The organism is Pseudoalteromonas sp. DY56-GL22 (assembly GCF_041414715.1).
Taxonomy (GTDB): Bacteria; Pseudomonadota; Gammaproteobacteria; order Enterobacterales; family Alteromonadaceae; genus Pseudoalteromonas; species Pseudoalteromonas simplex.
This window is the reverse complement of the sequence record NZ_JANHZR010000002.1, coordinates 599,358-623,909: the sequence shown is the minus strand read 5'-3', so window position 1 is coordinate 623,909 and position 24,552 is coordinate 599,358. Positions and strand designations below refer to the sequence as shown.

22 protein-coding genes are annotated in these 24,552 nt (G+C 41.6%); 19 read left to right on the top strand and 3 right to left on the bottom strand.

Features of this window, described 5'->3' with window-relative positions:
- The first annotated feature begins 10 nt into the window (after window positions 1–10).
- From plsX to NO991_RS06725, 12 genes are all read left to right on the top strand, one after another.
- Window positions 11–1,039, top strand: a complete 1,029-nt coding sequence (plsX, locus tag NO991_RS06780) for a phosphate acyltransferase PlsX (RefSeq protein ID WP_054554712.1) — start codon at window positions 11–13, stop codon at window positions 1,037–1,039.
- A 70-nt stretch (window positions 1,040–1,109) separates the two neighbouring features.
- Window positions 1,110–2,036, top strand: a complete 927-nt coding sequence (gene fabD, locus NO991_RS06775) for an ACP S-malonyltransferase (protein WP_194442287.1) — start codon at window positions 1,110–1,112, stop codon at window positions 2,034–2,036.
- 11 nt (window positions 2,037–2,047) lie between these two features.
- Window positions 2,048–2,794, top strand: coding sequence for a 3-oxoacyl-ACP reductase FabG (fabG, locus tag NO991_RS06770; protein WP_054554714.1), 747 nt, complete (start codon window positions 2,048–2,050; stop codon window positions 2,792–2,794).
- A 238-nt stretch (window positions 2,795–3,032) separates the two neighbouring features.
- Window positions 3,033–3,269, top strand: coding sequence for an acyl carrier protein (gene acpP, locus NO991_RS06765; RefSeq protein ID WP_016707440.1), 237 nt, complete (start codon window positions 3,033–3,035; stop codon window positions 3,267–3,269).
- 117 nt (window positions 3,270–3,386) lie between these two features.
- Window positions 3,387–4,625 carry a beta-ketoacyl-ACP synthase II gene (gene fabF / locus NO991_RS06760; protein ID WP_054554715.1) on the top strand — a complete coding sequence of 413 codons (1,239 nt, stop codon included), beginning with the start codon at window positions 3,387–3,389 and terminating at the stop codon, window positions 4,623–4,625.
- A 57-nt stretch (window positions 4,626–4,682) separates the two neighbouring features.
- The gene (pabC, locus tag NO991_RS06755) at window positions 4,683–5,495 is read left to right on the top strand and encodes an aminodeoxychorismate lyase (RefSeq protein ID WP_300419065.1); all 813 of its coding nucleotides are present in this window, start codon (window positions 4,683–4,685) and stop codon (window positions 5,493–5,495) included.
- A complete protein-coding gene (mltG, locus tag NO991_RS06750) occupies window positions 5,492–6,469 on the top strand; it encodes an endolytic transglycosylase MltG (RefSeq protein WP_371351825.1) in 978 nt (325 codons plus the stop codon). Before pabC ends, mltG begins: the two co-directional genes overlap by 4 nt.
- A gap of 18 nt (window positions 6,470–6,487) precedes the next feature.
- A complete protein-coding gene (gene tmk / locus NO991_RS06745) occupies window positions 6,488–7,114 on the top strand; it encodes a dTMP kinase (RefSeq protein WP_371351824.1) in 627 nt (208 codons plus the stop codon).
- 1 nt (window position 7,115) lies between these two features.
- Window positions 7,116–8,009, top strand: a complete 894-nt coding sequence (locus NO991_RS06740) for a DNA polymerase III subunit (RefSeq protein ID WP_300357571.1) — start codon at window positions 7,116–7,118, stop codon at window positions 8,007–8,009.
- Between the two features lie 8 nt (window positions 8,010–8,017).
- Entirely contained in the window at window positions 8,018–8,344 is a 327-nt protein-coding gene (locus NO991_RS06735; protein ID WP_054554720.1) for a PilZ domain-containing protein, read from the top strand.
- 13 nt (window positions 8,345–8,357) lie between these two features.
- Complete coding sequence (locus NO991_RS06730; protein WP_300357566.1) at window positions 8,358–9,137, top strand: TatD family hydrolase; 780 nt, start codon at window positions 8,358–8,360, stop codon at window positions 9,135–9,137.
- Window positions 9,137–10,993 carry an alkaline phosphatase D family protein gene (locus tag NO991_RS06725; RefSeq protein WP_371351921.1) on the top strand — a complete coding sequence of 619 codons (1,857 nt, stop codon included), beginning with the start codon at window positions 9,137–9,139 and terminating at the stop codon, window positions 10,991–10,993. Before NO991_RS06730 ends, NO991_RS06725 begins: the two co-directional genes overlap by 1 nt.
- Here NO991_RS06725 and NO991_RS06720 read toward each other — a convergent pair.
- Window positions 10,990–11,805 (bottom strand): polysaccharide deacetylase family protein, encoded by an 816-nt coding sequence (locus NO991_RS06720; protein ID WP_371351823.1) that lies wholly within the window; start codon window positions 11,803–11,805, stop codon window positions 10,990–10,992. The genes NO991_RS06725 and NO991_RS06720 overlap by 4 nt on opposite strands.
- A gap of 310 nt (window positions 11,806–12,115) precedes the next feature.
- Window positions 12,116–13,555, bottom strand: a complete 1,440-nt coding sequence (gene rsmF / locus NO991_RS06715; protein ID WP_371351822.1) for a 16S rRNA (cytosine(1407)-C(5))-methyltransferase RsmF — start codon at window positions 13,553–13,555, stop codon at window positions 12,116–12,118.
- Between the two features lie 280 nt (window positions 13,556–13,835).
- Between rsmF and NO991_RS06710 the strand changes: the two genes are divergently transcribed.
- The 5 genes from NO991_RS06710 to prpF all read left to right on the top strand — a co-directional run bounded on the left by NO991_RS06710 (window position 13,836) and on the right by prpF (window position 20,531).
- Window positions 13,836–14,540, top strand: coding sequence for a GntR family transcriptional regulator (locus NO991_RS06710; protein WP_300357556.1), 705 nt, complete (start codon window positions 13,836–13,838; stop codon window positions 14,538–14,540).
- Between the two features lie 84 nt (window positions 14,541–14,624).
- Window positions 14,625–15,500 carry a methylisocitrate lyase gene (gene prpB / locus NO991_RS06705; protein WP_054561375.1) on the top strand — a complete coding sequence of 292 codons (876 nt, stop codon included), beginning with the start codon at window positions 14,625–14,627 and terminating at the stop codon, window positions 15,498–15,500.
- Window positions 15,501–15,524: 24 nt separating this feature from the next.
- Window positions 15,525–16,649, top strand: coding sequence for a 2-methylcitrate synthase (gene prpC, locus NO991_RS06700; RefSeq protein ID WP_062565267.1), 1,125 nt, complete (start codon window positions 15,525–15,527; stop codon window positions 16,647–16,649).
- A 117-nt stretch (window positions 16,650–16,766) separates the two neighbouring features.
- Window positions 16,767–19,358 (top strand): Fe/S-dependent 2-methylisocitrate dehydratase AcnD, encoded by a 2,592-nt coding sequence (acnD, locus tag NO991_RS06695; protein ID WP_371351820.1) that lies wholly within the window; start codon window positions 16,767–16,769, stop codon window positions 19,356–19,358.
- A gap of 3 nt (window positions 19,359–19,361) precedes the next feature.
- On the top strand, window positions 19,362–20,531 hold the full coding sequence (gene prpF / locus NO991_RS06690) for a 2-methylaconitate cis-trans isomerase PrpF (protein WP_371351819.1): 1,170 nt from the start codon (window positions 19,362–19,364) through the stop codon (window positions 20,529–20,531).
- Between the two features lie 40 nt (window positions 20,532–20,571).
- Here the strand turns inward: prpF and NO991_RS06685 are convergent, their stop codons facing one another.
- Window positions 20,572–21,480, bottom strand: coding sequence for an ABC transporter substrate-binding protein (locus NO991_RS06685; RefSeq protein ID WP_166339256.1), 909 nt, complete (start codon window positions 21,478–21,480; stop codon window positions 20,572–20,574).
- A 194-nt stretch (window positions 21,481–21,674) separates the two neighbouring features.
- On the opposite strand from NO991_RS06685, the gene NO991_RS06680 reads away from it, so the two are divergent.
- Window positions 21,675–23,621 carry a glycoside hydrolase family 97 protein gene (locus tag NO991_RS06680; protein ID WP_300418875.1) on the top strand — a complete coding sequence of 649 codons (1,947 nt, stop codon included), beginning with the start codon at window positions 21,675–21,677 and terminating at the stop codon, window positions 23,619–23,621.
- A gap of 193 nt (window positions 23,622–23,814) precedes the next feature.
- On the top strand, window positions 23,815–24,129 hold the full coding sequence (locus NO991_RS06675; RefSeq protein ID WP_054554730.1) for a multidrug efflux SMR transporter: 315 nt from the start codon (window positions 23,815–23,817) through the stop codon (window positions 24,127–24,129).
- Window positions 24,130–24,552: the final 423 nt, after the last annotated feature.

The following is a 24,552-nucleotide window of genomic DNA, read 5'->3' as shown; positions in this document are numbered from 1 at the left end:
AGATTGCTATATGCTGACCAATCTAACCATAGCGTTAGATATGATGGGGGGCGATTACGGCCCCCGTTCATCTATCCCCGCTGCCGTGCAAGCGGTAAATGCTAATACCAACTTAAGACTCATCTTATGTGGTAATCAGCAAGTTATTCTAAAAGAACTCGAAGCACTCGATTCTGTTTCACACCCTCGTTTAATTATTCGCCATTGTAGCGAAGTCGTCACAAATGCGTGTGAACCTGCTTCAGCGGTTCGTTCTAAAAAAGATTCATCAATGCGAGTTGCCCTCGATTTAGTTAAATCGGGTGAAGCGCAAGCGTGTGTAAGCTCTGGTAATACAGGCGCGTTATTTTTTATGGCGCATTATGTATTAAAGATGCTTCCAGGCGTAAAACGTCCTGCATTAATCTCTGCTGTTCCAACCGAACGTAAAAACCCTGTTTATTTACTTGATTTAGGCGCTAATGTGCATTGTGACGCACAAACCCTTTATCAATTTGGCATTATGGGTTCTGTGGTAGCAGGGCAGGCACTTGGGTGTGATAACCCAAGAGTTAGTTTATTGAATATTGGCTCTGAAGACATCAAAGGGCATGAAGGAATAAAACAAGCTGCACAGTTAATGCAGCAGTGTGAATATCTCAACTACACAGGTTACAGTGAAGGTAGTGATATTTTCAGCGGAAAAGCCGATGTTATTGTGTGCGAAGGATTTGTAGGTAATGTGGCATTAAAAACCTGTGAAGGTATTGCCAAACTGATCATGCATAAACTCACCAAAGCCTTACACAAACATTTCTTATACAAAAGTTTAGCGTTTTTATTGCGTCCAGTGATAAAAAAACTCTACAAGCGGGTGAACCCCGACCAGTATAACGGCGCAAGTCTGGTAGGATTGCGCGGTATTGTTGTTAAAAGCCATGGCAATGCCTCACCAAAGGCGTTTCATGCTGCTATTGATGAAGCCGCGCGGGAAGTCGAACGCCAACTCCCTGAAAAAATCGCTGCGATTTTTGAGCAAACACATCCAACAACAAAGTAGTGCAGCATATCTAAAACTTGTTATGCTGCCTGCTACAGAATATTTTTTTGTTTAATTATAAGAGCAAAGTATGGCACATAAAATTGCACTCGTATTTCCAGGTCAAGGCTCACAAACTGTGGGCATGTTATCTGAACTATTAGCTGATTCTCAAATTGCTAAAGCAACATTCGCTGAAGCATCTGAAGCTCTTGGCTATGATCTAGCTGCACTTGTACTAAATGGTCCAGAAGAAGAATTAAATCAAACCCATCGTACACAACCAGCACTTCTTACAGCTAGTGTTGCTATTTACCGTCAATGGTTAGACGCAAACCCTGATGCCGATGTTGTTATGGCTGGTCACAGTTTAGGCGAGTATTCAGCATTAGTTTGTGCTGGCGTTGTAAGCTTAAGCGAAGCAGTTAAACTAGTAGAAAATCGTGGTTTATATATGCAAGAAGCAGTACCTGCGGGTGTTGGTTCTATGGCTGCAATCATCGGCTTAGGTGACGACGAAATCAAAGCAGCGTGTGAAGCATCAGCAAATGGTGAAGTGGTTTCACCAGTGAACTACAACTCACCAGGTCAGGTTGTTATTGCCGGCCATAAAGCGGCAGTTGAGCGTGCATCAGAAGCATGTAAAGAAGCAGGTGCTAAACGTGCTTTACCACTTGCAGTAAGCGTACCTTCTCACTGTGAACTAATGAAACCAGCTGCAGAGAAATTAGCTGCTGATTTAGCCACTTTAACATTTAATACACCTAAGTGTGATGTAATCAACAACGTTGATGTAAAAGCTGAGCAATCAAGTGAAGCAATTAAAGATGCATTAGTACGCCAACTATACAGCCCAGTACGCTGGACTGAAACTGTACAAGCATTAGTTGCGCAAGGTATCACACAAAGCTATGAGTTTGGCCCAGGTAAAGTATTAACGGGCCTTGCTAAACGAATTGATAAAGCAATGGTATGTGCTGCGGTTAATACGCAAGCTGCTATTGATGAAGCGAAATAAGTAGGAATAGAATGACAAATTTATTTTCTCTTGAGGGCAAGGTTGTCCTAATCACTGGTGCAAGCCGTGGTATTGGTAAAGCGATTGCAAATACGCTAGTTGCACAAGGTGCAAAAGTAGCGGGTACTGCAACAAGCGAATCAGGTGCTGCTAAAATCAGTGAATATCTAGGTGACAACGGTAAAGGTTATGCCCTTAACGTTACAGATCCTGAATCGATTGAGGCGACACTTGCTGCGATCAAGGCTGATTTAGGCGATATCGACGTATTAGTTAACAATGCGGGTATTACTCGCGATAACTTATTAATGCGTATGAAAGACGGTGAGTGGGATGACATCATCGATACTAACCTAAGCTCAATTTTCCGTTTATCAAAGGCTGTTTTACGCCCTATGATGAAAAAGAAAAATGGTCGTATCATTAATATCGGTTCTGTAGTTGGCACTATGGGTAATGCGGGTCAAGCTAACTATGCTGCAGCGAAAGCGGGTGTAATTGGTTTTACTAAGTCATTAGCACGCGAAGTGGCATCACGTGGCATCACAGTGAACGTTGTTGCACCGGGTTTTATCCAAACAGATATGACAGACGAGCTGACTGAAGACCAAAAAGCAGCTACGCTTGCAAATGTACCTGCAGGGCGTTTAGGTCAACCTGAAGAAATCGCTGCTGCGGTATGCTATTTAGCATCTGACGCTGCTGCGTATGTATCAGGCGAAACATTGCACGTAAATGGCGCGATGTACATGGTTTAATGAAAGTTAGCAAAAATTTGCTAGCGAAAGATTATCGAAAATTGTTGAAATTTTTGTGATCTTGCTTTAAACATACTTGAATTCGCTATGAAAATAAGCGATAAATGAACAAATACTATTCGAGAGGTTTGACCAGATAAGTAATTATCAGCAAATCCTTGAATCACAGAATTATGCGGCGTAAACTACGCCGCAATCTGAAAATAACGCATTGGCGTTTTTAATAAAGGAAAGAAGAATGAGCGACATCCAAGAACGCGTAAAGAAAATTATCATTGAGCAACTAGGTGTTAAAGAAGAAGAAGTAAAACATGAAGCTTCTTTCGTTGACGACTTAGGTGCTGATTCACTTGACACTGTAGAACTAGTAATGGCTCTTGAAGAAGAGTTCGACACTGAGATCCCAGACGAAGAAGCTGAAAAGATCACTACAGTTCAAGCTGCAATCGATTACGTTACAGCTCACGCTGAGTAATTTTACGCATTTTGATTTTAAGGGCAGCATTAAGCTGCCCTTAGTCTATCTATAGAATGATACTAATAAATTTGGTATACACCCCACCTAAAATAATTTCCTTATTGGAGGCAACCCGTGGCTAAACGTCGAGTCGTCGTAACTGGCTTAGGAATGTTGACACCGCTAGGTAATGATGTTGAATCTACTTGGCAAGGTTTGTTAAACGGTAAAAGTGGTATTCAAACTATCACGCATTTCGATACCTCAAGTTTCGGCACCAAATTCGCAGGTTTGCTGAATGACTTTGATGCATCAGCTTACATGTCACCGAAAGATGCAAAGAAAATGGATTTGTTTATCCAATATGGCATTGCAGCGGGTGTACAAGCACTACAAGATTCTGGTCTAGAGATCACTGAAGAAAACGCCACTCGTGTTGGTGTAGCAGTGGGTTCTGGCATCGGTGGTTTAACTTTAATTGAAGAAAACCACATTAAACTATTAAATAGCGGCCCGCGTAAGCTTTCTCCGTTCTACGTGCCTTCGACCATTATCAATATGATCTCTGGTCATTTATCGATTATGCACGGTTTACGTGGCCCTAATATTTCAATCGTTACAGCCTGTACTACAGGTCTACATAACATTGGTCATGCTGCGCGTATGATTGCATACGGCGATGCAGATGCAATGGTAGCCGGTGGTGCTGAAAAAGCATCAACACCAATTGGTATGGGTGGCTTTAATGCGGCACGTGCATTATCAACTCGTAACGACGATCCACAAGCAGCATCTCGTCCTTGGGATAAAGACCGTGATGGTTTTGTTCTTGCTGATGGTGCTGGTGTTATCGTACTTGAAGAATATGAGCATGCTAAAGCACGTGGCGCGAAAATCTACGCTGAACTCGTTGGTTTTGGTATGAGTGGCGATGCATATCACATGACGTCTCCACCTGAAGACGGTGCAGGCGCAGCTCTAGCGATGGAAAATGCCCTAAACGATGCACAAGTTAATGCAGACCAAGTTGGTTACATTAATGCTCACGGTACATCGACGAATGCAGGCGATAAAGCCGAAACATCTGCTGTTAAAACTATTTTTGGCGATGCAGCGAAAGATGTGATGGTAAGTTCATCTAAATCAATGATGGGTCACTTGTTAGGTGCAGCAGGCTCGGTAGAGTCAATAATTACTATCTTGTCACTTGTTGACCAGAAAGTAAGCCCTACAATCAACCTTGATAACCCAGATGAAGGCTGTGATTTAGACTACGTACCGCACACTGCACGTGACGCTAAATTGGATTACGCATTATGTAATTCATTTGGTTTTGGTGGTACTAATGGCTCGTTGCTATTTAAAAAGGTATAATTCTTTTTAACAACGGACTAAAAAGAAGAGCCCAGTTGTTTAACTGGGCTTTTTTGTATGAGTAAATTAAAACAAACAATAACAATAATCACACCAGACACCACAATAAGCACGCAAGATCGTGGCTTAAATTATGGTGACGGCTTTTTCACCACTGCCTCGGTGGTGAATTCTGTCGTTGAGCACTGGGATTTACACAAAGCGCGTTTAGAAGAATGCGCGCAAAGACTATTTTTCCCCGAATTAGATTTAACCGCAATTGAGCGTGAAGTTAACCACGCAATCAGTGATACACAAACCGGTATTTTAAAAATAGTTGTCACCCGTGGTGCTGGTGGGCGTGGTTATGGCTTACCAAACACACCAAGTATCCAAGTGCTGATCAGTACCATGCCTGCAGTTTCACACTATAAAAGTTGGCAGCAGCAGGGGGCAAACCTTGAAATCAGCGACGTGAAACTTGCACATCAACCTTTACTTGCAGGCTTAAAAACATTGAATCGTTTAGAGCAAGTGCTTATCAAAAAGCAAATGAGCAGCCTTGAGTGTGATGACGTTGTTGTACTTGATTATGATAACAATGTGATTGAGTGCTCTGCTGCAAATATTTTTGCTATTAAAGACGGTCAAGTTATATCACCTAAGTTAGACCGCTGCGGCATCACTGGGGTTTATCTCAGCGCTTTATGTGATAAGTTAGCCATTGAATTTAAAGCAATCCAACTAGATGAGCTTTTAGCTATGGATGCCGTATTTATGTGTAATAGTTTAATGGGCGTGGTTCCCGTTGCACGAATTGCTGATACACAGTTTGATATTGAATGCAGTAAAGCGCTATTAACGGCGCAGTTTGCCAAGGAGAGTGTGTGATAAAAGTCATTGTTAGCGTGCTGTTATTAGCATTGCTATGTTGTGGTATTGGCTATCAACAACTTCAATCAGCATTAAAAATGCCGTTAAAAGTTGAAAATAGTACTTTATTTAAAGTGGAGCGTGGCACCGGCTTTAATCAACTTTGCCAAGCATGGCAAACAAAGCAGTGGGTTGATAGCTGTTTTAAATTTCAGGTACTAGCTAAATTAGATCCTACGCTTACTGATCTAAAAGCGGGTCTTTATGAACTGGATACAAGCGCTGTGATTGATAATATTCGTCGTATCAATCAAGGTGCACAAGTGAGCTTTAGCTTCACAATTATTGAAGGTCAGCCACTTCGTGACGTTGTTGCTAATATTCAAAAACAAGCGCATTTAAGCCAAGACTTAAATACAGAAAATTTAGCGACGCAGATAAGTAACACGCAAGAGAATTTAGAAGGTTGGTTGTTCCCTGATACCTATCACTACCACAGCGAAGATAGTGCCAGCGGCGTATTAAAACGCGCATACAACAAAATGCAGCAGGAATTAGACGCTGCATGGCAAACTAGAGCGCCAGATTTGGTATTAAGTTCACCGTATGAAGCGTTAATACTGGCTTCTATCATCGAAAAAGAAACGGGTCTTGCTTCTGAGCGACCATTAATTTCTGCAGTATTTACCAATCGTTTAAAAACCAATATGCGCTTACAAACCGATCCAACGGTTATTTATGGTATTGGTGCTGATTTTGATGGCGATATAAAACGAAAAGATTTAACAACCTATACACCGTATAACACGTATAAGATAAAAGGCTTGCCGCCAACACCCATAGCCATGCCTTCGAAAGCAGCGATTTTGGCCGCGGTTAATCCACCTGAGTCTGAATATGTGTATTTTGTTGCGAAAGGGGATGGCAGCCATCAATTTTCGAAAACATTGCAAGAACATAATCGAGCGGTAAAGCAGTACCAATTAAACTAACAACCAGAATTGAGTCATATGACAGCGAAATTTATAGTGATTGAAGGCCTAGAAGGGGCCGGAAAATCAACGGCTATTGCCGTATGCCAAGCTTATTTAGAAAACAAGCAAGTCGATTTTATTAATGTACGTGAGCCTGGCGGTACAGCTATGGCTGAAGAGCTGCGTAATATCGTCAAACAGGCTCACCAAGAAACAGTGACGAGTGAAACAGAGCTGTTAATCATGTATGCAGCACGCTCGCAATTGGTTGCTAATGTTATTAATCCGGCACTTGAAAAGGGCACTTGGGTTTTAGGTGATCGCCATGATCTTTCATCACAAGCATATCAAGGTGGTGGTCGTGGTATTGAACAAACTAAACTCTCTTTTTTAGCTAATATGGTGCTAAATGGTTTAAAGCCTGATTTAACTATTTATTTAGACATTGACCCAGCTGTGGGTCTTGCCCGTGCAAAAGGCCGTGGTGAACTTGATCGTATCGAACAAGAAGCATTAGGCTTTTTTGAGCGCACTCGCGAACGCTACCTTGAAATAGCTAAAACTGATAGCAGTATCAAAACAGTGGATGCAAACCAAACAATGCCAGAAGTACATGCGGCAATCACAACCGTGCTTGATAACTTTTTTGCAGGTTTAAATTAATATGCCTTTGCCATGGCTTGAAGGGCTTTATCAGAAACTTGCGCAAAGTTTTGCACAGCAACGCTTTCATCATGCACAGCTATTTAATGGTGATAAAGGTGTTGGCAAGCAACGTTTAGTCGATTCGCTCGCTGATGGGCTACTTTGTACGTCACCTGTAAACTTAAAAGCCTGTGGCAATTGTAAAAGCTGCCAACTAAATCAAGCGGGTACTCATCCTGATAAACGTGTTGTAAAAGTAGAAGGCCAAACAATAGGCGTTGATGAAATTCGGGAGATCAGTGATTTTATCAACCATTCAGCAGCGCAAAATGGTAACAAAGTAGTGGTGCTTGAACAGTGTCATAAAATGACCACTGCAGCGGCTAATGCTTTATTAAAAACCCTTGAAGAGCCAAGTTTGCGCCGTTATTTATTGTTAACGTGCGAACAAACAGCATTATTACCTGCAACAATTTTAAGTCGCTGTGCGGTACACGAAATAAAGGTTAACCCAGAATATACAACACAATGGTTAGCATCACTGAACATTGCTAATTATTCATGGTTAGAGTTGTTCGCTAGACAGCCACTGCTTGTTCAGCAGTGGCAAAATGATAACCAACTTGAAGCTATTGATTCACTCTTTAAATTTGCAACTAAGCTAAAAGACAGCCATAATTTCAGTGCGTTAGTCGACATCCTTAATAAAGATCATAGCTTGGTTAATGTATTTGCCTTGTTTTTAACAGAGCATCTTAAAACGCAATTAGTATTAGGAATGGACTTTTTCAATTATCAAAAAGCACAATCTGCTATTTCAGAGTTTCTTTATAACAGCTCGCATGTGCTTGGCCTAAATATGGATCTAGCCATTTCACAATTAGCGTTTACTTTACGTGAAAGTCAAAATTAGGATATATCGTGCAAGAATTATTAGTAGATATCGAAGACTTAGAAGAATTATACCGCTGTTACATGCCTTATCTAAAAAATGGTGGTTTGTTTGTTCGCACTAATATGCGCTTTGAAATGGGTCATTCATTGGCTTTAAAAGTCACATTACCAGATGCACTCGAAGATGATGTAGTAACGGGTAAAGTTGCTTGGATCACACCACAAGGTGCGCAAAGCTCAAACCCGCCAGGTATTGGTGTGAATTTTATCGATGATAAAACCAATTTGAATGCCAAAATCGAAAAACTACTCGGTACTATGTTAAACTCAGGCAATCCGACCTATACCATGTAATAAAAGTAGTACCATGATTGTAGATTCTCATTGTCATTTAGATCGTTTAGATTTTGATAAACTCGATTTAGACTTAGACCAAGTTTTAGATAATGCTCGCGCTAAAAAGGTTGAACACTTTTTATGTGTCAGTGTAACTTTAGATCAATTCCCATCAATGCTGGATAAAATTAAACACTATCCAGATGTTTCTGCATCATGCGGTGTGCATCCACTTGATCAAAAAGACGCACTCGATAAGCAAAAGCTTATTTCACTTGCAAGCCACGACAAAGTGGTGGCAATTGGCGAAACGGGTCTTGATTACTATTACTCAAAAGAGACCCATATTGTTCAGCAAGAAAGCTTTGTTGGTCATATCGAGGTTGCTAATGAGCTCAATAAACCGCTAATCATTCATACACGAGATGCCAGAGAAGACACCATCAACTTAATGCGCGCTCACAATGCCGAGAAGTGTGGTGGTGTATTGCATTGCTTTACAGAAAACTGGGATATGGCCAAAAAAGCCATTGATATGGGCTTTTATATTTCGATTTCGGGCATTGTTACGTTTAAAAATGCCGTAGAGTTAAAAGACGTTGTAAAGCAAATTCCGCTAGATCGCTTACTAATCGAAACAGATTCACCGTATTTAGCGCCTGTTCCATATCGTGGTAAAACAAATCAACCAGCCTATGTTGAAGATGTGGCTTACTACATCGCTGAGTTAAAAGGGCTTACTTTTAACGAATTAGCTGAAGCAACAACCAACAACTTTTACTCGTTGTTTAATCAAGCTAAAAGGGCGTAATAGTGGACGGCGTATCGAACTTACCTCAGTTAGTAATGGGGCCAATGGTACGCCGAGCAGATGCAGGGCGAGTGTGCTTTCAATTTGTTACAACTAGGCCTTGCCACTACCGAATTGAGTTTAGCGGAGTTGAAACATACTCGAACTTAGAGTCCATCCAATTAGGGCAACATCTTTACTTAAATTTCATCAATGTCATGCCTGTCAATGGCCAGTTTGCAGTTGACTCACTGATCTACTATTCATTACATGATGAAGAAAAAAGCCTTGATTTATCGTCTTATTGCTATGAACGTGCAGAATCTCCTGCATTTGTGATCCCAAATCGACTCGATAGAATTCTGCATGGTTCGTGTCGTAACCCTCATCATCCTGCAAAAGATAGCCTTGTAGCTGCAGATAATTGGCAAAATGATCAGCGCCAGTCACTTAATGCAGGTGCTGATCTATTATTGTTATCTGGCGATCAAATATATGCGGATGATGTCGCAGGGCCTATGCTGCTCGCGATTGAAAAAGTGATTAGTCTATTTGGTGTATTTCAAGAGCCAGCGCTTGATTTAGATTTACCAGCAGGGTTCGAGCAGCAACTTTATCAGCGCCATTTACACTTACCCAAAGTACCTTGGCAAAAACGGAGCAAATTTGGTGTTGGTTATTGGCTTAAAAAAGATGAGCCACACTTCTCAAGCTTAAAAGCTGAAAACCATTTAATTCATTTTCAAGAATTTATAGCGCTATATTTATTAAACTTCAGTGCTGTTACTTGGCAGCTAATTGAGTTTGAATCAATTGAATGCCCAGCATTAGCCCCTAAATACGCTAACCTATTTAAACTTGAAAAGGACGCACTGGTTGGCTTTGCAAATGGCCTTCAGAGTGTTGAAAGATTATTCGCCAATGTGTCGACACTAATGATGTTTGATGATCATGATGTCACCGATGATTGGAACTTAACAGCAGGGTGGGAGCAAGCTATTTATCAGCACCCAGCTAGCCGTCGTATTGTAAATAATGGCCTGATTAGTTATTGGTTAATGCAAGGGATTGGTAATGATGCCGGTGATAACACTTTGTCTTTATTACCCAGTTTTAAACAAAGCCTGCAACAACAGAGCTGGCAGTTTCAAGACTTTGATAAGCTAATACTCAATTTTAACCATTGGCATTACGAGCTTAATACCATCCCCAAAGTTGTGGTTCTCGATACCCGAACCCATCGCTGGCGTAATGAGCAAAATTTCAATGAACCATCAGGCTTACTTGATTGGGAAAGGCTCACTGAATTAGAAGAAAGCTTATTGTCTCACGATAAAGTGATTATTGTATCTCCAGCACCGGTGTTTGGTGTTAAATCGATTGAAGCAATCCAAGCTATTTTTAATTTTTGCGGGCAGCCATTGTTGGTTGATGTTGAAAACTGGATGGCCCATGAAGGTTCTGCTAAAAAACTGCTAGATACTTTTCGCCGTGAAGATACGCCAAAAGAAACCTTGATCCTCTCTGGTGATGTTCATTATTCATTTTGTTTTTCAGTGCAAAAGCGCTTTGGTAAGCATAAAAACCGTATTTGGCAGTTAACCGCCAGTGGCATTAAAAATGAGTTCCCACGCAAACTTATTAATGTACTCGATAAGCTCGACTCAATTTTATATGCCCCGAAAAGCCCACTTAACTTTTTTACTAAACGTTGGCAGATGGAAGTTGATAAACACCAAACCATAGGCGAAGGGCAAAAGTATTTGGTCAGTAATGCGGCTATCAGCTTAATTGAGCTCAATGACGGTTTGCTTGCTAAATATGAACTTATTCATGCTGATAACCAAATAACTGAATTTGATTTAAACGATAATTAATCGAATCCTTTGCGATTCGCCTCAACGTAGTCAGCAACATTACTTACTGTATCTAACCAAAAACCATTTTTAGGATCTTGTAGATAAACTATGAGCTGCTCTAGGGCGTCGGTGCCTGTAGTGTACTGATTTCGTTTGCCAATATCGTGGCCTGCCAGAATGATCCAACTATTGTTAGTTCGGTGCTGCTCTATGGTTTTTTTGATCTCTTCGAAAGTAAGCCCATCAATGGGTAAGCTAGTTAACTGCGAAAAGTCTGTAAAGTTGGGGTTATTCGCCGTTTTGTCGAGCCAAGTTCTACCTGTTTTAAAGTGCTTGGCTATTAACGGTACATAACTTTTGGTATTTGCACCACGGCCAACAAAGGTGTTACCGCAAGGGTAGGCAAAAGCGGTTGGTGTCACGTTGAGTGTGGCTTTTATATAGTCTTGCCCCTTTAAGATATCTTGCTCCATTTCTTTTAACGTAAATTGTTCAAGCGACACCCCAAGTTCACGAAGCCATTCAAAGTTGCCGGTACACAAGTGGCTTGCCGTATGATTAGCAATTTCGTGACCTGTTTTTACAGCCATTTGCCACTTTTCAACACGTTCTTTTACGTTAAAAGGGGATACATAAAATGTCGCTTTTATTTGGTATTTGTTTAAAAGCGCTAAACCGGTATCAACTTGGCTATGTCTTGCATCATCAAAAGTGATACTGACAGCATTTTTAGCCTTATTAGGGTAGTCAAAGCCTAGGTAGTCACTGCTTTTTGCCAGACTTTGGCAGCTTATTATAAATGGTAGTACGACGCACAAGGGTTTAAGCATAATCAATCCTTTATCATTGTTTCTACAATGAAATCAAAAAGGCTAATGCTTTGCTATGCGACTTTTGAATAAAAAAACGCCCAGAACGAATCCGCATTGTTCTGGGCTTAGGGGGTGGCTCGTGTGAGCCTGCGCTAACTATAAAAAACACCTTCTAAATTCAGTAGGGAGAAGTAGAAAGTACTTTTAAGTGTAGTTAATCAGCAGGAAATTGCACGGTAAATGTACAAATTTTATACTAGTTTAAAATCAGTCTGTTACAGCTTTTTACCTAAATTAGTGCCTTATTTATACAGTCTTTATACGCAACTTATACCCAAGTTATCAACTGGGTATTTTGGACTAAATCGCGAGGTAAAGAGTTCTTAATTTTATTCTTTTGCCACTTACCTAGGCCTACCGGACAACCACATAACATTAAAACTACTTCACCATTATCTTGCGTTGGTTTTTCGAGCCGAATATCTTTACCGTTAAAGTAATCGTTTGCTTGGCAAGCAGACATCTCAAAGGTATTTTTATCGCAATCTTGGCCAAAGACAGTGGCAAACTCGTGAGTTAAGCGAACACCACCTTTGTGGATCACACCAAGTTGAATACCTAAACGTGAGTATTTAATTTTATCATGCAGTTCATCAAAGCCATCAGGAAACAACCAAAGCTCTTTATCACGTTGCATTAAGGTGCCTTGAAGTGATTTTAGACCGAACTGTTTTTTAATTGTTTGCATAAACGCTTGGCTTTGCTTTTTATCAAATTCAGCAAACGGAAATGCGCCTTTTTTAACTTTTTGATTTGGGTTATCGCTTGATGCTACTTTCTTAAATTTAGCGATGAAGAAACCTTCACTGTCGTAAGTTTGCGGCCAAACATGTAAATAACCTTCACTGGTTGTCGCTTTGTCTGCGCCATCAAACAGGCTGTCGAGCGGTTGTACTTCGATGCAATCAGGAAACTCTGCTAATAGATACTCACACACTTGTTGGTTTTCAAGGGGTGTTAAAGTACAGGTCGAATAGACTAATGTGCCGCCTGGTTTTAAGGCATAAAAGGCACTTTTGATAAGGGCTTTTTGCACAGCAGCAATATCAATATTAGATTCGATTGACCAATTCTTTAGGGCGTCTGCATCTTTACGAACTGTGCCTTCACCTGAACACGGGGCATCTAGCAAAATGTTGTCGAAGCACTCATACATGTAATCCCCGAATATCACACCGTCAAAATGTGATAATGCACAATTACCCACCCCCATACGTTTGAGGGTTGCAGCCAATACTTTTAAGCGTGACGATGACAACTCATTGGCCACTAACACGCCACTATTATCCATCATGGCGGCGATTTGTGATGTTTTTGAACCCGGTGCCGATGCCATATCAAGTACTGCATCGCTTTGCTTAACTTCGGCTCTTAGTGCTACCGGCGGTAACATTGAGCTGGCTTCTTGCACATACATAGCACCACTTAAGTGTAAATCGGTATTACCGATGGCAAGGGCGGCTTCTTCGTCGCTTGGTCGTGTTAGCCAGAATCCTTCTTCGCACCATGGAATTGCTGTTAACTCCCATCCTTTTTTGGCACATTGACGCTGAAATTCATCGACTGACATTTTTAATGTATTTACGCGAACAGATCGTCTTAGTGGGCGGCGACAGGCTGCAATAAAGTCGTCTAATGATAAATGTTCAGGAAGGTAGCTTTTTACATCATCAATAAATGAGTCAGGAATATATGTATTAGCGTCCACTAAATGGCTCTCACATCACGTAATAATAGCTGGATCATACCATTTATAGCGCTATCAGGGGATATTTTTAGCTTTTTAAGAGCGATATTGAAGTGTCGACACATTGCTAATATAAATGTTCTTTATAGCCATTATTTTTGATAAATATCAATTTATGTCGACACTTTGCTGGTTTTTTAGTCTATTTTTCCGATCTCAAGGTTGACAGTTTCAATGATAGGGCGCATAGTGAACTCACAAATTGTCGACAATCTTAATTTAGTACTTTGATAGACCTATTATGACAGAGCAAAAAGCCAACGATAACTACAACGATATCACGATAACAACAGCATCAGACCAAGTGTTTGTCGACATGCGTCGTGAAATTGTCCAAGGCACCATCGAGCAGGGTAGCAAAGTTTCTGAGCCAGAACTTGCTAAACGCTATGGTGTAAGCCGTGCCACCTTACGTGAGGCACTAAATCGTTTAGAGAGCTGTTATTTGGTAGAGCGTAAAGCGAATGTCGGTTGTCGTGTTGTTGCGCTAACCGCCGAGCGTTTAATCGAAGTCTATCAGGTTCGTAGTGCCTTAGAAGGGCTAGCTTGTCGGTTAGCTGCCGACAACATGGAACCTGCAGAAGTACAGGGTTTAAAACAGTTATTGAATCAGCACTTACAAACACAGCGTGTAAAAGAAGGTGAATCATACTACCAAGAAGCGGGCGACCTTGATTTTCATTATCGCATTATTAAAGGGTCGAAAAACGCACACTTAATTCATCTGTTATGTAATGAGTTGTACCAGTTAATTCGTATGTACCGTGTACAAATGGGGATGGTTGGGCCACGTGTATCAAAAGCGTTTGATGAACACTTGGCTATTATTAATGCCATTGAAAACCATGACGGTGAATTAGCCGAAATGCTTATGAAACGCCATATTAGTGCGTCTCAGGCAAATATTCAGACGAAGTTTGACTTACTCGCAGCAAAAAATCAGTAGCGCCGTAGTTAAACAGTCACAATTTAGATTTAAAAAATAGAGTTAGCCAAAGAGCTGAAACCGTTCAAAGATAGGAGTTATCCAATGTCAGCAGGATTAAAATTCAAACAGGCAATCGCCAACAACAAGCCATTGCAAGTGGTTGGCACCGTCAACGCGTACTGCGCAATGATGGCAGAGAAAACAGGCCACCAAGCACTTTACCTCTCAGGTGCGGGTGTTGCTAACGCATCATACGGCATGCCAGATTTAGGTATGACTAGCCTTGATAACGTACTTGAAGATATTCGTCGAATCACCAGCGCTACCGACTTACCGCTTCTTGTTGATGCTGACACAGGTTGGGGCGGTGCTTTTAATATTGCTCGTACCGTTAAAGAAATGACCAAAGCAGGCGCAGCGGGCTTCCATATTGAAGACCAAGTAGCACAAAAACGTTGTGGTCACCGTCCTAATAAAGAGATCGTGTCTAAAGATGAAATGGTTGACCGTATTAAAGCTGCGGTTGATGCCAAAACAGACAGTGATTTTTATATTATGGCGCGTACTGATGCATTCCAAAAAGAAGGCTTAAATGCCGCGATTGACCGCGCAGCAGCGTGTGTTGAAGCTGGTGCAGACGCTATCTTTGCAGAAGCGGTACATGATTTAGCAGATTACCAAGCGTTTGCTAAAGCTTTAAATGTGCCAATTCTTGCGAATATCACTGAATTTGGTCAAACGCCACTTTATACAAAAGAGCAATTGAGCGAAGTGGGTGTTGAAATTGTACTTTATCCACTCAGTGCATTTAGAGCGATGAACAAAGCCGCACTTAATGTGTATTCGTCTATTCTTAGCGAAGGCTCGCAACAAAGCCAAGTAGACAATATGCAAACACGTGCGGAATTATATGAGTTTTTAGATTATCACTCATATGAAAACACACTCGATAACCTTTTCTCAGCTAAAAAATCATAACGACAACATATAAGGAGAACACTCATGGTAGATAAAGCATTAGGCGGCGCAGGTTTACGTGGTCAAGTAGCAGGTGAAACAGCTCTGTGTACAGTAGGTAAGTCAGGTTCAGGTTTAACTTATTGTGGTTATGATATTAGTGAATTAGCAGATAAAGCGCAGTTTGAAGAAGTGTCTTTTTTACTGTCGCGCGGTGAATTACCAACAGAGTCTGAGCTGACTGAATATAAAGCAAAGCTAAAATCACTTCGTGGTTTACCTGACGCACTAAAAACTGTGCTTGAGAACATTCCTAAAGACGCGCATCCAATGGATGTAATGCGTACGGGTTGTTCAATGCTAGGTAACCTAGAAATGGAGCAAGACTTCTCAGAGGCGAATGATGCGATTGATCGCCTAGTTGCCGTATTCCCAAGCATTATTTGTTACTGGTATCGTTTTAGCCATGACGGCGTTCGTATTGAAACTGAAACAGATGATGATTCGGTAGGTGCACACTTCTTACGTTTATTACATGACGAAGCACCATCAGCACTGTTTGAGCAAGTAATGAATGTGTCTTTAATTCTTTATGCAGAGCATGAGTTTAATGCATCAACATTCACTGCGCGTGTGTGTGCATCAACATTGTCTGATATTCACTCTTGTGTAACGGGTGCAATTGGTAGCTTACGTGGTCCACTGCATGGTGGTGCGAACGAAGCGGCTATGGATATGATTGAAGGCTTTACAAGTGCAGACCAAGCTGAAGATGCGCTGATGGGCATGCTTGAGCGTAAAGACAAGATCATGGGCTTTGGTCACGCTATTTACCGTGAATCAGATCCACGTAACGTGATCATCAAAAAATGGTCAGAAAAGCTGGCTGCAGAAGTGGGTGACGATGTTCTATATCCTGTATCTGTTCGATGTGAAGAAGTTATGTGGCGTGAAAAGAAATTATTCTGTAATGCTGATTTCTTCCATGCATCTGCGTATCACTTCATGGGTATCCCAACTAAGTTATTTACGCCAATTTTCGTGATGAGCCGTGTAACAGGTTGGACAGCACACGTGAAAGAGCAACGTGCTAATAACCGTATTATTCGCCCAAGTGCCGATTATACTGGCCCAGAAGCGCGTAGCTACACGCCAATTTCTGAGCGTTAATCGTTAATTAAATCAGTGATAGGGGTGGCTTGGCTACCCCTTTATGAAGGGGCGAAATAAATACAAAAACAATCAGCCCACCTTTGTTCACCGTCACCAAGTACAAGTAGAATCATCATGAATACAAATTTTAGAAAACCATTAGCAGGCACCGGCGTCGATTACTTTGATACTCGCGCTGCTGTTGATGCAATTAAACCGGGCAGCTATGCCACACTTCCTTATACATCGCGAGTACTTGCCGAAAACTTAGTTCGTCGTTGTGACCCTGAAATGCTAAATGATGCACTGTCGCAATTGATTAACCGCAAGCGTGATTTAGATTTTCCATGGTTTCCTGCGCGCGTTGTGTGTCACGACATCTTAGGTCAAACAGCGTTAGTTGATTTAGCAGGCCTGCGTGATGCCATAGCTGCAAAAGGCGGCGATCCTGCAAAAGTGAACCCAGTGGTACCAACACAGTTAATTGTTGACCATTCATTAGCGGTTGAACACGCAGGTTTTGAACCTGACGCATTTGAAAAAAACCGTGCTATTGAAGACCGTCGTAACGATGACCGATTCCACTTTATTAATTGGACGAAAACAGCATTTAAAAATATTGATGTGATCCCGCCGGGTAACGGCATTATGCATCAGATTAATTTAGAGAAAATGTCGCCTGTGATCCAAAAACGTGACGGCGTGGCATTCCCAGATACATTAGTTGGTACAGATAGCCACACACCTATGGTCGATGCGCTAGGTGTTATTGCAGTCGGAGTAGGTGGTCTTGAAGCTGAAAGTGTGATGCTTGGCCGTGCATCTTACATGCGTTTACCAGATATTGTGGGTGTCGAGCTTAAAGGCAAGCCACAACCGGGTATTACTGCAACCGATATCGTACTAGCGATCACCGAATTTTTACGTAATGAAAGAGTTGTGTCGACCTACCTTGAATTTTATGGTGAAGGTGCCGACGCACTTACTTTAGGCGATAGAGCAACTATTTCTAATATGACGCCGGAGTTTGGCGCAACAGCTGCGATGTTTTACATCGATGACAACACGCTTGATTACCTACGTTTAACTGGCCGTGAAGAAGAGCAAGTTAAACTCGTCGAAACTTACGCAAAAGAGACTGGCCTTTGGAGCGATAGTCTTAAAACGGCTGAGTATGAGCGTGTGTTAACCTTTGATCTATCGTCAGTTGGTCGCAATATTGCGGGCCCTTCAAATCCACATCGCCGTGTTGCAACAAGCGAACTTGATAAAGTAGGTATCACTGGCGTCGTTGAGAATGAAGAAGGCTTAATGCCAGATGGTGCCTGTATCATTGCTGCAATCACAAGTTGTACGAATACTAGTAATCCACGCAATGTTATTGCCGCAGGTTTACTTGCGCGTAATGCTAACGCTAAAAGGTTAACTCGTAAGCCATGGGTTAAAACATCACTGGCACCGGGTTCTAAAGCGGTTAAGTCTTACTTAGAAGAAGCCAATTTATTACCTGAACTTGAACAACTTGGCTTTGGTATCGTTGCCTTTGCGTGTACAACTTGTAACGGCATGAGTGGTGCGCTTGATCCTAAAATTCAGCAAGAAGTGATTGACCGCGACCTATACGCAACCGCTGTACTTTCTGGTAACCGTAACTTCGATGGTCGTATTCACCCATATGCAAAACAAGCATTCTTAGCTTCACCGCCACTGGTTGTTGCTTATGCTATCGCCGGTACTATTCGTTTTGATATCGAAAAAGATATATTAGGGCATGATCAACAAGGCAACGAAATTCGCCTTATGGATTTATGGCCAACAGATGAAGAAATTGATGCAGTTATCAAACAAAGTGTTAAACCTGAACAATTTAAAAAGGTTTACGAGCCAATGTTTGATTTAAGTGTAGATTACGGTGAAGACAACGATCCGCTTTACCAATGGCGTCCACAAAGTACTTATATTCGTCGTCCTCCTTATTGGGAAGGCGCATTAGCAGGTGAGCGTACATTAAGCGGAATGCGCGCATTAGCCGTATTGGGTGACAACATCACTACTGACCACTTATCACCTTCGAATGCGATTTTAGCGTCAAGTGCAGCTGGTGAGTACCTCGCTAAAATGGGTCTACCGGAAGAAGATTTTAACTCGTATGCTACTCACCGAGGCGACCATTTAACAGCACAGCGTGCAACATTCGCTAACCCTAAGTTACTGAATGAAATGGTTAAAGAAAATGGTGAAGTGAAGCAAGGTTCATATGCTCGCATTGAACCAGAAGGCAAAGTGACGCGTATGTGGGAAGCTATCGAAACCTACATGCAGCGCAAACAACCGCTTATTATTGTGGCAGGTGCAGATTATGGCCAAGGCTCATCACGTGACTGGGCAGCTAAGGGGGTACGCCTTGCTGGTGTTGAAGTGATTGCAGCAGAAGGTTTTGAGCGTATTCACCGCACTAACCTAATTGGTATGGGCGTATTACCGCTTGAATTTAAAGCGGGCACCACGCGAACTACATTAGGTATTGATGGCAGTGAGACCTTTAGTGTGAAAGGTGAGCCAACACCAGGCGCAACACTGACATTAGTTATTACACGTGCCAATGGTGAAACTGTTGAAGTACCAATGACGTGTCGTTTAGATACAGCTGAAGAAGTGTCAATTTATTCAGCGGGTGGTGTGCTGCAACGTTTCGCGCAAGATTTCTTAGAATCTGAGGAGCACTAAGCAATGGCTTTTAAACCACAAATTAAGGTGCCAGCGACCTATATGCGTGGCGGCACCAGTAAAGGAGTGTTCTTTAACTTAACTGATTTACCTGAGCCTGCCCAAGTGGCAGGTGAGGCGCGCGATAATCTGTTATTACGTGTGATTGGTAGCCCCGATCCTTACCAAAAACAAACTGATGGTATGGGCGGTGCAACCTCGAGCACTAGTAAAACGGTAATATTATCAAAAAGCACGAAACCTGATCACGATGTTGATTATTTATTTGGTCAAGTGGCTATCGATAAAGCGTTTGTAGATTGGAGTGGTAACTGCGGCAATTTAACTTCAGCAGTCGGGGCCTTTGCTGTGTCGAATGGTCTTGTTGATGCCAGCAAAATTCCTGACAACGGCGTTGTCGAAGTTAAAGTTTGGCAAGTAAACATAAGTAAAACCATCATAGTACATGTGCCAATTACTAACGGTGAAGTGCAAGAAACCGGTGATTTTGAGCTTGATGGCGTGACTTTTCCAGCTGCTGAAGTGAAACTTGAGTTTATGGACCCTGCAGATGGTGAAGGGGCCTTATTCCCAACAGGTAACTTAGTCGATGAGCTAGAAGTGCCGGGTATTGGTATGTTGTCTGCAACGATGATCAATGCGGGTATTCCGACAGTTTTCATTAACGCCAGTGAAGTTGGCTATGATGGCACAGAGCTGCAAGAAGCCATAAACGGTGATGCTTCTGCACTTGAAAAGTTAGAAACAATTCGTGCCTACGGGGCGTTGAAAATGGGGCTAATTTCTCATATTGATGAAGCAAAGGCACGCCAACATACGCCAAAAGTAGCTTGGGTTGCACCGGCTAAAACTTATCACGCATCAAGCGGTAAAGTTGTAAATGAAACCGATATTGATTTAGTGGTACGTGCTATGTCGATGGGTAAATTGCACCATGCCATGATGGGCACCGCTGCGGTAGCAATAGGTACTGCAGCTGCTATTCCTGGTACCTTGGTAAACCTTGCTGCAGGTGGTGGTGAGCGTCAGGAAGTAAACTTTGGTCATCCTTCTGGCACTTTAAAAGTGGGCGCTGCTGCAACACTTGTTGATGGTAATTGGCAAGTCACAAAAGCAAGTATGAGCCGAAGTGCGCGTGTATTAATGGAAGGCTGGGTTAGAGTGCCCGAGTAGTCCCCAATAGCGTACTGATTTAATCAAAATAAAGCGGCGGTTACGCCGCTTTGTCTGATCCGTAGCACTGTTGTTTCATTCTTTCAATATATTCATCAAACTTGCCGCTTTGTTGCATCAGTTCAATTTCATCATTTAAATCTTGTAAAACTTTTTGCCAGTGCGGCGTTGATTTACTAATAGAATAATAAAGCGGTTTGTATTCAAGCTTTGGTTCTAGCGCGACCAGTGATTCTAAAATTTGTCGTTTGCCGCTAATTGATAATTCAGACTTATAAACACTGGCTTTAAGAACTTCAAGGTCCGCCACAATCAGACTTACTCGATTACTTAGTAGAAGATGGATTAACTGGTATTCATTATTTGCGACGATTGTATCGATTTCTTTATTATCAATCATAGCATCGAGTTTTTTTGTGTTTTTATAAGAGCGGACTACACCAATAGGTAAATTCTCAACTGATTTTAAATCACCATTGAAAGGGATTTGATTTCCTTTTAACGCCACGAATGATAGATCTCCACCAGGTATTTCATGACTTAAAGCAAGTAAATTGTTGCGAGTTTTACTAAGAAAATTATCTGATACAACATCATCTTCAATGAAGTACTCAGGAAAAAGAATATCAGCGCGCCCTAATTCAGCTTCTCTAACGGCACGCGCCCATGGGTAGAAACCAATGTGTATGCCATAACCTTTTTCAAGAAGTGAGCTGACAGTAAATTGATAGAGCCAGCCCTTGTTACACAAGTTTTCGTCAATATAAGGAGGCCAATCTAAAGTGACGAGCTTTAAAACATGTTTGGCACTTAGGTTATAACCGTATCCGCCGTTGAAACGCACCGCTTCTTCAGTGACGATTTCACCATTTTTTTCAAAACTAACAGGTGTTAGACCCGCAAGGGCTTGATATGAGGCGAATAAAAAGAGCACTGTTAATAGTTTCATAAATTGTTTAAGTTTTTGTTATTTATCTAAAGCTTAGCCTTTTGTCGTAAATATACAACCTAGGAACTGTAACAATATCTAACGGATGGAGTACATTTTTCGGTCACAGCTTATAGTTGTAGGCTTAAGTGACAAAAAGTTTACATTTGTATTATGATATCACTTAATGCTTTTGCAACTTAAGGATAACAACAATGATAAAACTAAGTCTCTATATATCACTTCTCACAAGCTCTATGCTTGCTCACGCACAATTACCGCTTAGCGTTACAAGCCCTGATGGACAAATAACTGTAAAACTCGAAAAACAACAAAACCAGCTTGTTTATAGCGTAAATTATGGCAATCAGGTTTTTTTGCAGCAATCAGAGCTTGGTTTAAATACCAACCTAGGTGATTTTTCACAGATCCTCAAATATAAAAGCCATACAACCGCTTCGGTCAATAAAAGCTATAAATTGCATAATGCGAAGGTGAGTGACGTAAATTACACAGCGAATACACTCAAAGCGCAATTTGAAAACCAAGACGGCAGAATACTTGGCGTCGAGTTTAATGTGTCTGATAGCGATGTTGCATTTCGTTATCAGATATCGGGAGCTGAAACAGATACCCGTATCAAGGTGTTAGCTGAATACAGTGCTTTTAACCTACCAGATAATGCAACTACATTTATAAGCCCACAAGCCTTACCTGAAACGGGCTGGATGCAAACAAAACCAAGTTACGAAGAGCCTTACACCTTTAACGAAGCCCTTGGAACACCGTCAGCGAATGGCGTGGGTTATACCTTTCCTGCATTATTTAAAAATAGCGATAAAGGTTGGCTTTTAATTTCAGAAACCGGTGTTGATAGCCATTATGTTGGCTCAAAATTAAGCGAAGGCACGAAAGACGGTGTATATCGTATTTCATTTCCTCAGGCCGGTGAAAACAATGGCATTGGTGCAACTTATGCCGCTATGGCAATGCCAGCAACCACACCTTGGCGTACCATCACGTTAGGAACAAGTTTAAAACCAATTGTTGAATCAACCGTGGCATTTGATTTGGTTAAACCACTTTATCAAGCAAGTCAAAATTATAAAATGGGTCGATCAACATGGAGCTGGATTGTTTGGCAAGACCCAAGTATCAACTACGATGACCAAATCAAATTTATTGACTTAGCTGCATCATTAAATTTTGAATATGTATTAATCGACAATTGGTGGGATAAAAACATTGGCCGCGAGAGAATGGCTGAATTGGTTAAGTACGCCAATGGAAAGGGCGTTGATGTTATTTTGTGGTACAACTCAAATGGCTGGTGGAATGATGCACCACAGACCCCACAAAATAGAATGAACAGTGCACCTGCACGTCGAAATGAAATGGCGTGGCTGCAAAGCATTGGTGTAAAAGGGCTGAAAGTAGACTTTTTTGGTGGTGATAAACAAGAAACCATTAAACTGTATGAAGATATTCTTACAGATGCAAATCAGCATGGTTTAGTGATCACCTTTCATGGCAGCACCATCCCGCGTGGCTGGGAAAGAATGTATCCTAACTTCGTCACTTCTGAAGCGGTACTGGCATCGGAGAACCTTGTTTTTCATCAAAATTCGTTAGATTTACATGCCTTTAACGCGACTATTTTACCATTCACTCGTAATGCTATTGGCGCTATGGATTTTGCCCCAGTGTTTTTAAACAAACGTTTATCGCAAGATCAAACCGTCGGCACTATTCGTAAAACCACAGATGCATTTGAACTGGCAACAGGTGTGCTTTATCAATCACCAGTGCAACATTTTGGCCTGACGCCAAATAACCTTGCAGAGCAACCCCAATTTGTTATTGATACTTTAAAGGCGATGCCAACGGTATGGGATGAAACACGCTATATTGCAGGTCAGCCGGGTCAAGATGCAACGATCGCAAGGCGTCATCAACAAACATGGTGGGTAGCAGCCGTGAATGGTGAAAATAAAGCCAAAACAGTAGATATTGATTTACCTATGTTAGCGGGTAAAAAAATCACCCTGTTGTTTGATAAAAAAGATGGCAGCGCTGGTACTAAGCAAGTCACAGTAAGTAACAGTGGCAAGTTAACCTTAAACTTATTAGCTCAAGGTGGCGCACTGATTATTGGTCGCTAACTGTGAGTTTATAGGCGACGAATAAAAGCCAAGTATAAAAAAGCGAGCAGATTGCTCGCTTTTTTGTGGCTATAGTTGCCTTGATAATTTGGGCGTGCTAAATTGCGCCGTGTGTGGTGATGTACTACACCGCTTTGAGGACGACCTTAAAGTTGAAATTAAATTCGGGGACGACCCCATAAAGAGGTCGACCATGAATTGGATCCTACTTATTGCTGCTGGCTTACTTGAAGTCGCTTGGGCTTATGGCTTAAAACAATCAGACGGTTTTACAAAACCCCTCATTTCATTCTTTACAATCTTAACCATGGCTGCCAGCTTTTATTGCTTAAGTGTGGCACTCAAATCATTACCACTTAGTTTGGCGTATGCGGTTTGGGTTGGTATCGGCGTTATTGGCTCTGCAATAATAGGCATGACACTATTAGCTGAAGGCGTGAGTCTATTAAAAATAGCCAGCTTGCTACTGATCGCCCTTGGCATTATTGGTTTGAAACTCGCCAATTAATAAATTTTTTACTGCTCCTACTCAGTTTCATAACGTTAATTCAGGGTATGAGACTGAGAGCAAACGATTGAAGCAGTAGTGCGTTAAACAACTGAACTACATATTTTAAATTTGGAAAAATAAGAATTGGTACGACCGACTGGATTCGAACCACCGAATTTGGCGTGGGTCATAGAGAGCGGTAGTGCTCTAACCAACTGAGCTACAGATATTTTAAATTTGGAAAATTAAGTATTGGTACGACCGAGTGGATTCGAACCACCGATTTTGGCGTGGGTCATAGAGAGCTGTAGTGCTCTAACCAACTGAGCTACAGATGTTTTAAATTTGGAACATTAAGAATTGGTACGACCGAGTGGATTCGAACCACCGATTTTGGCGTGGGTCATAGAGAGCGGTAGTGCTCTAACCAACTGAGCTAGA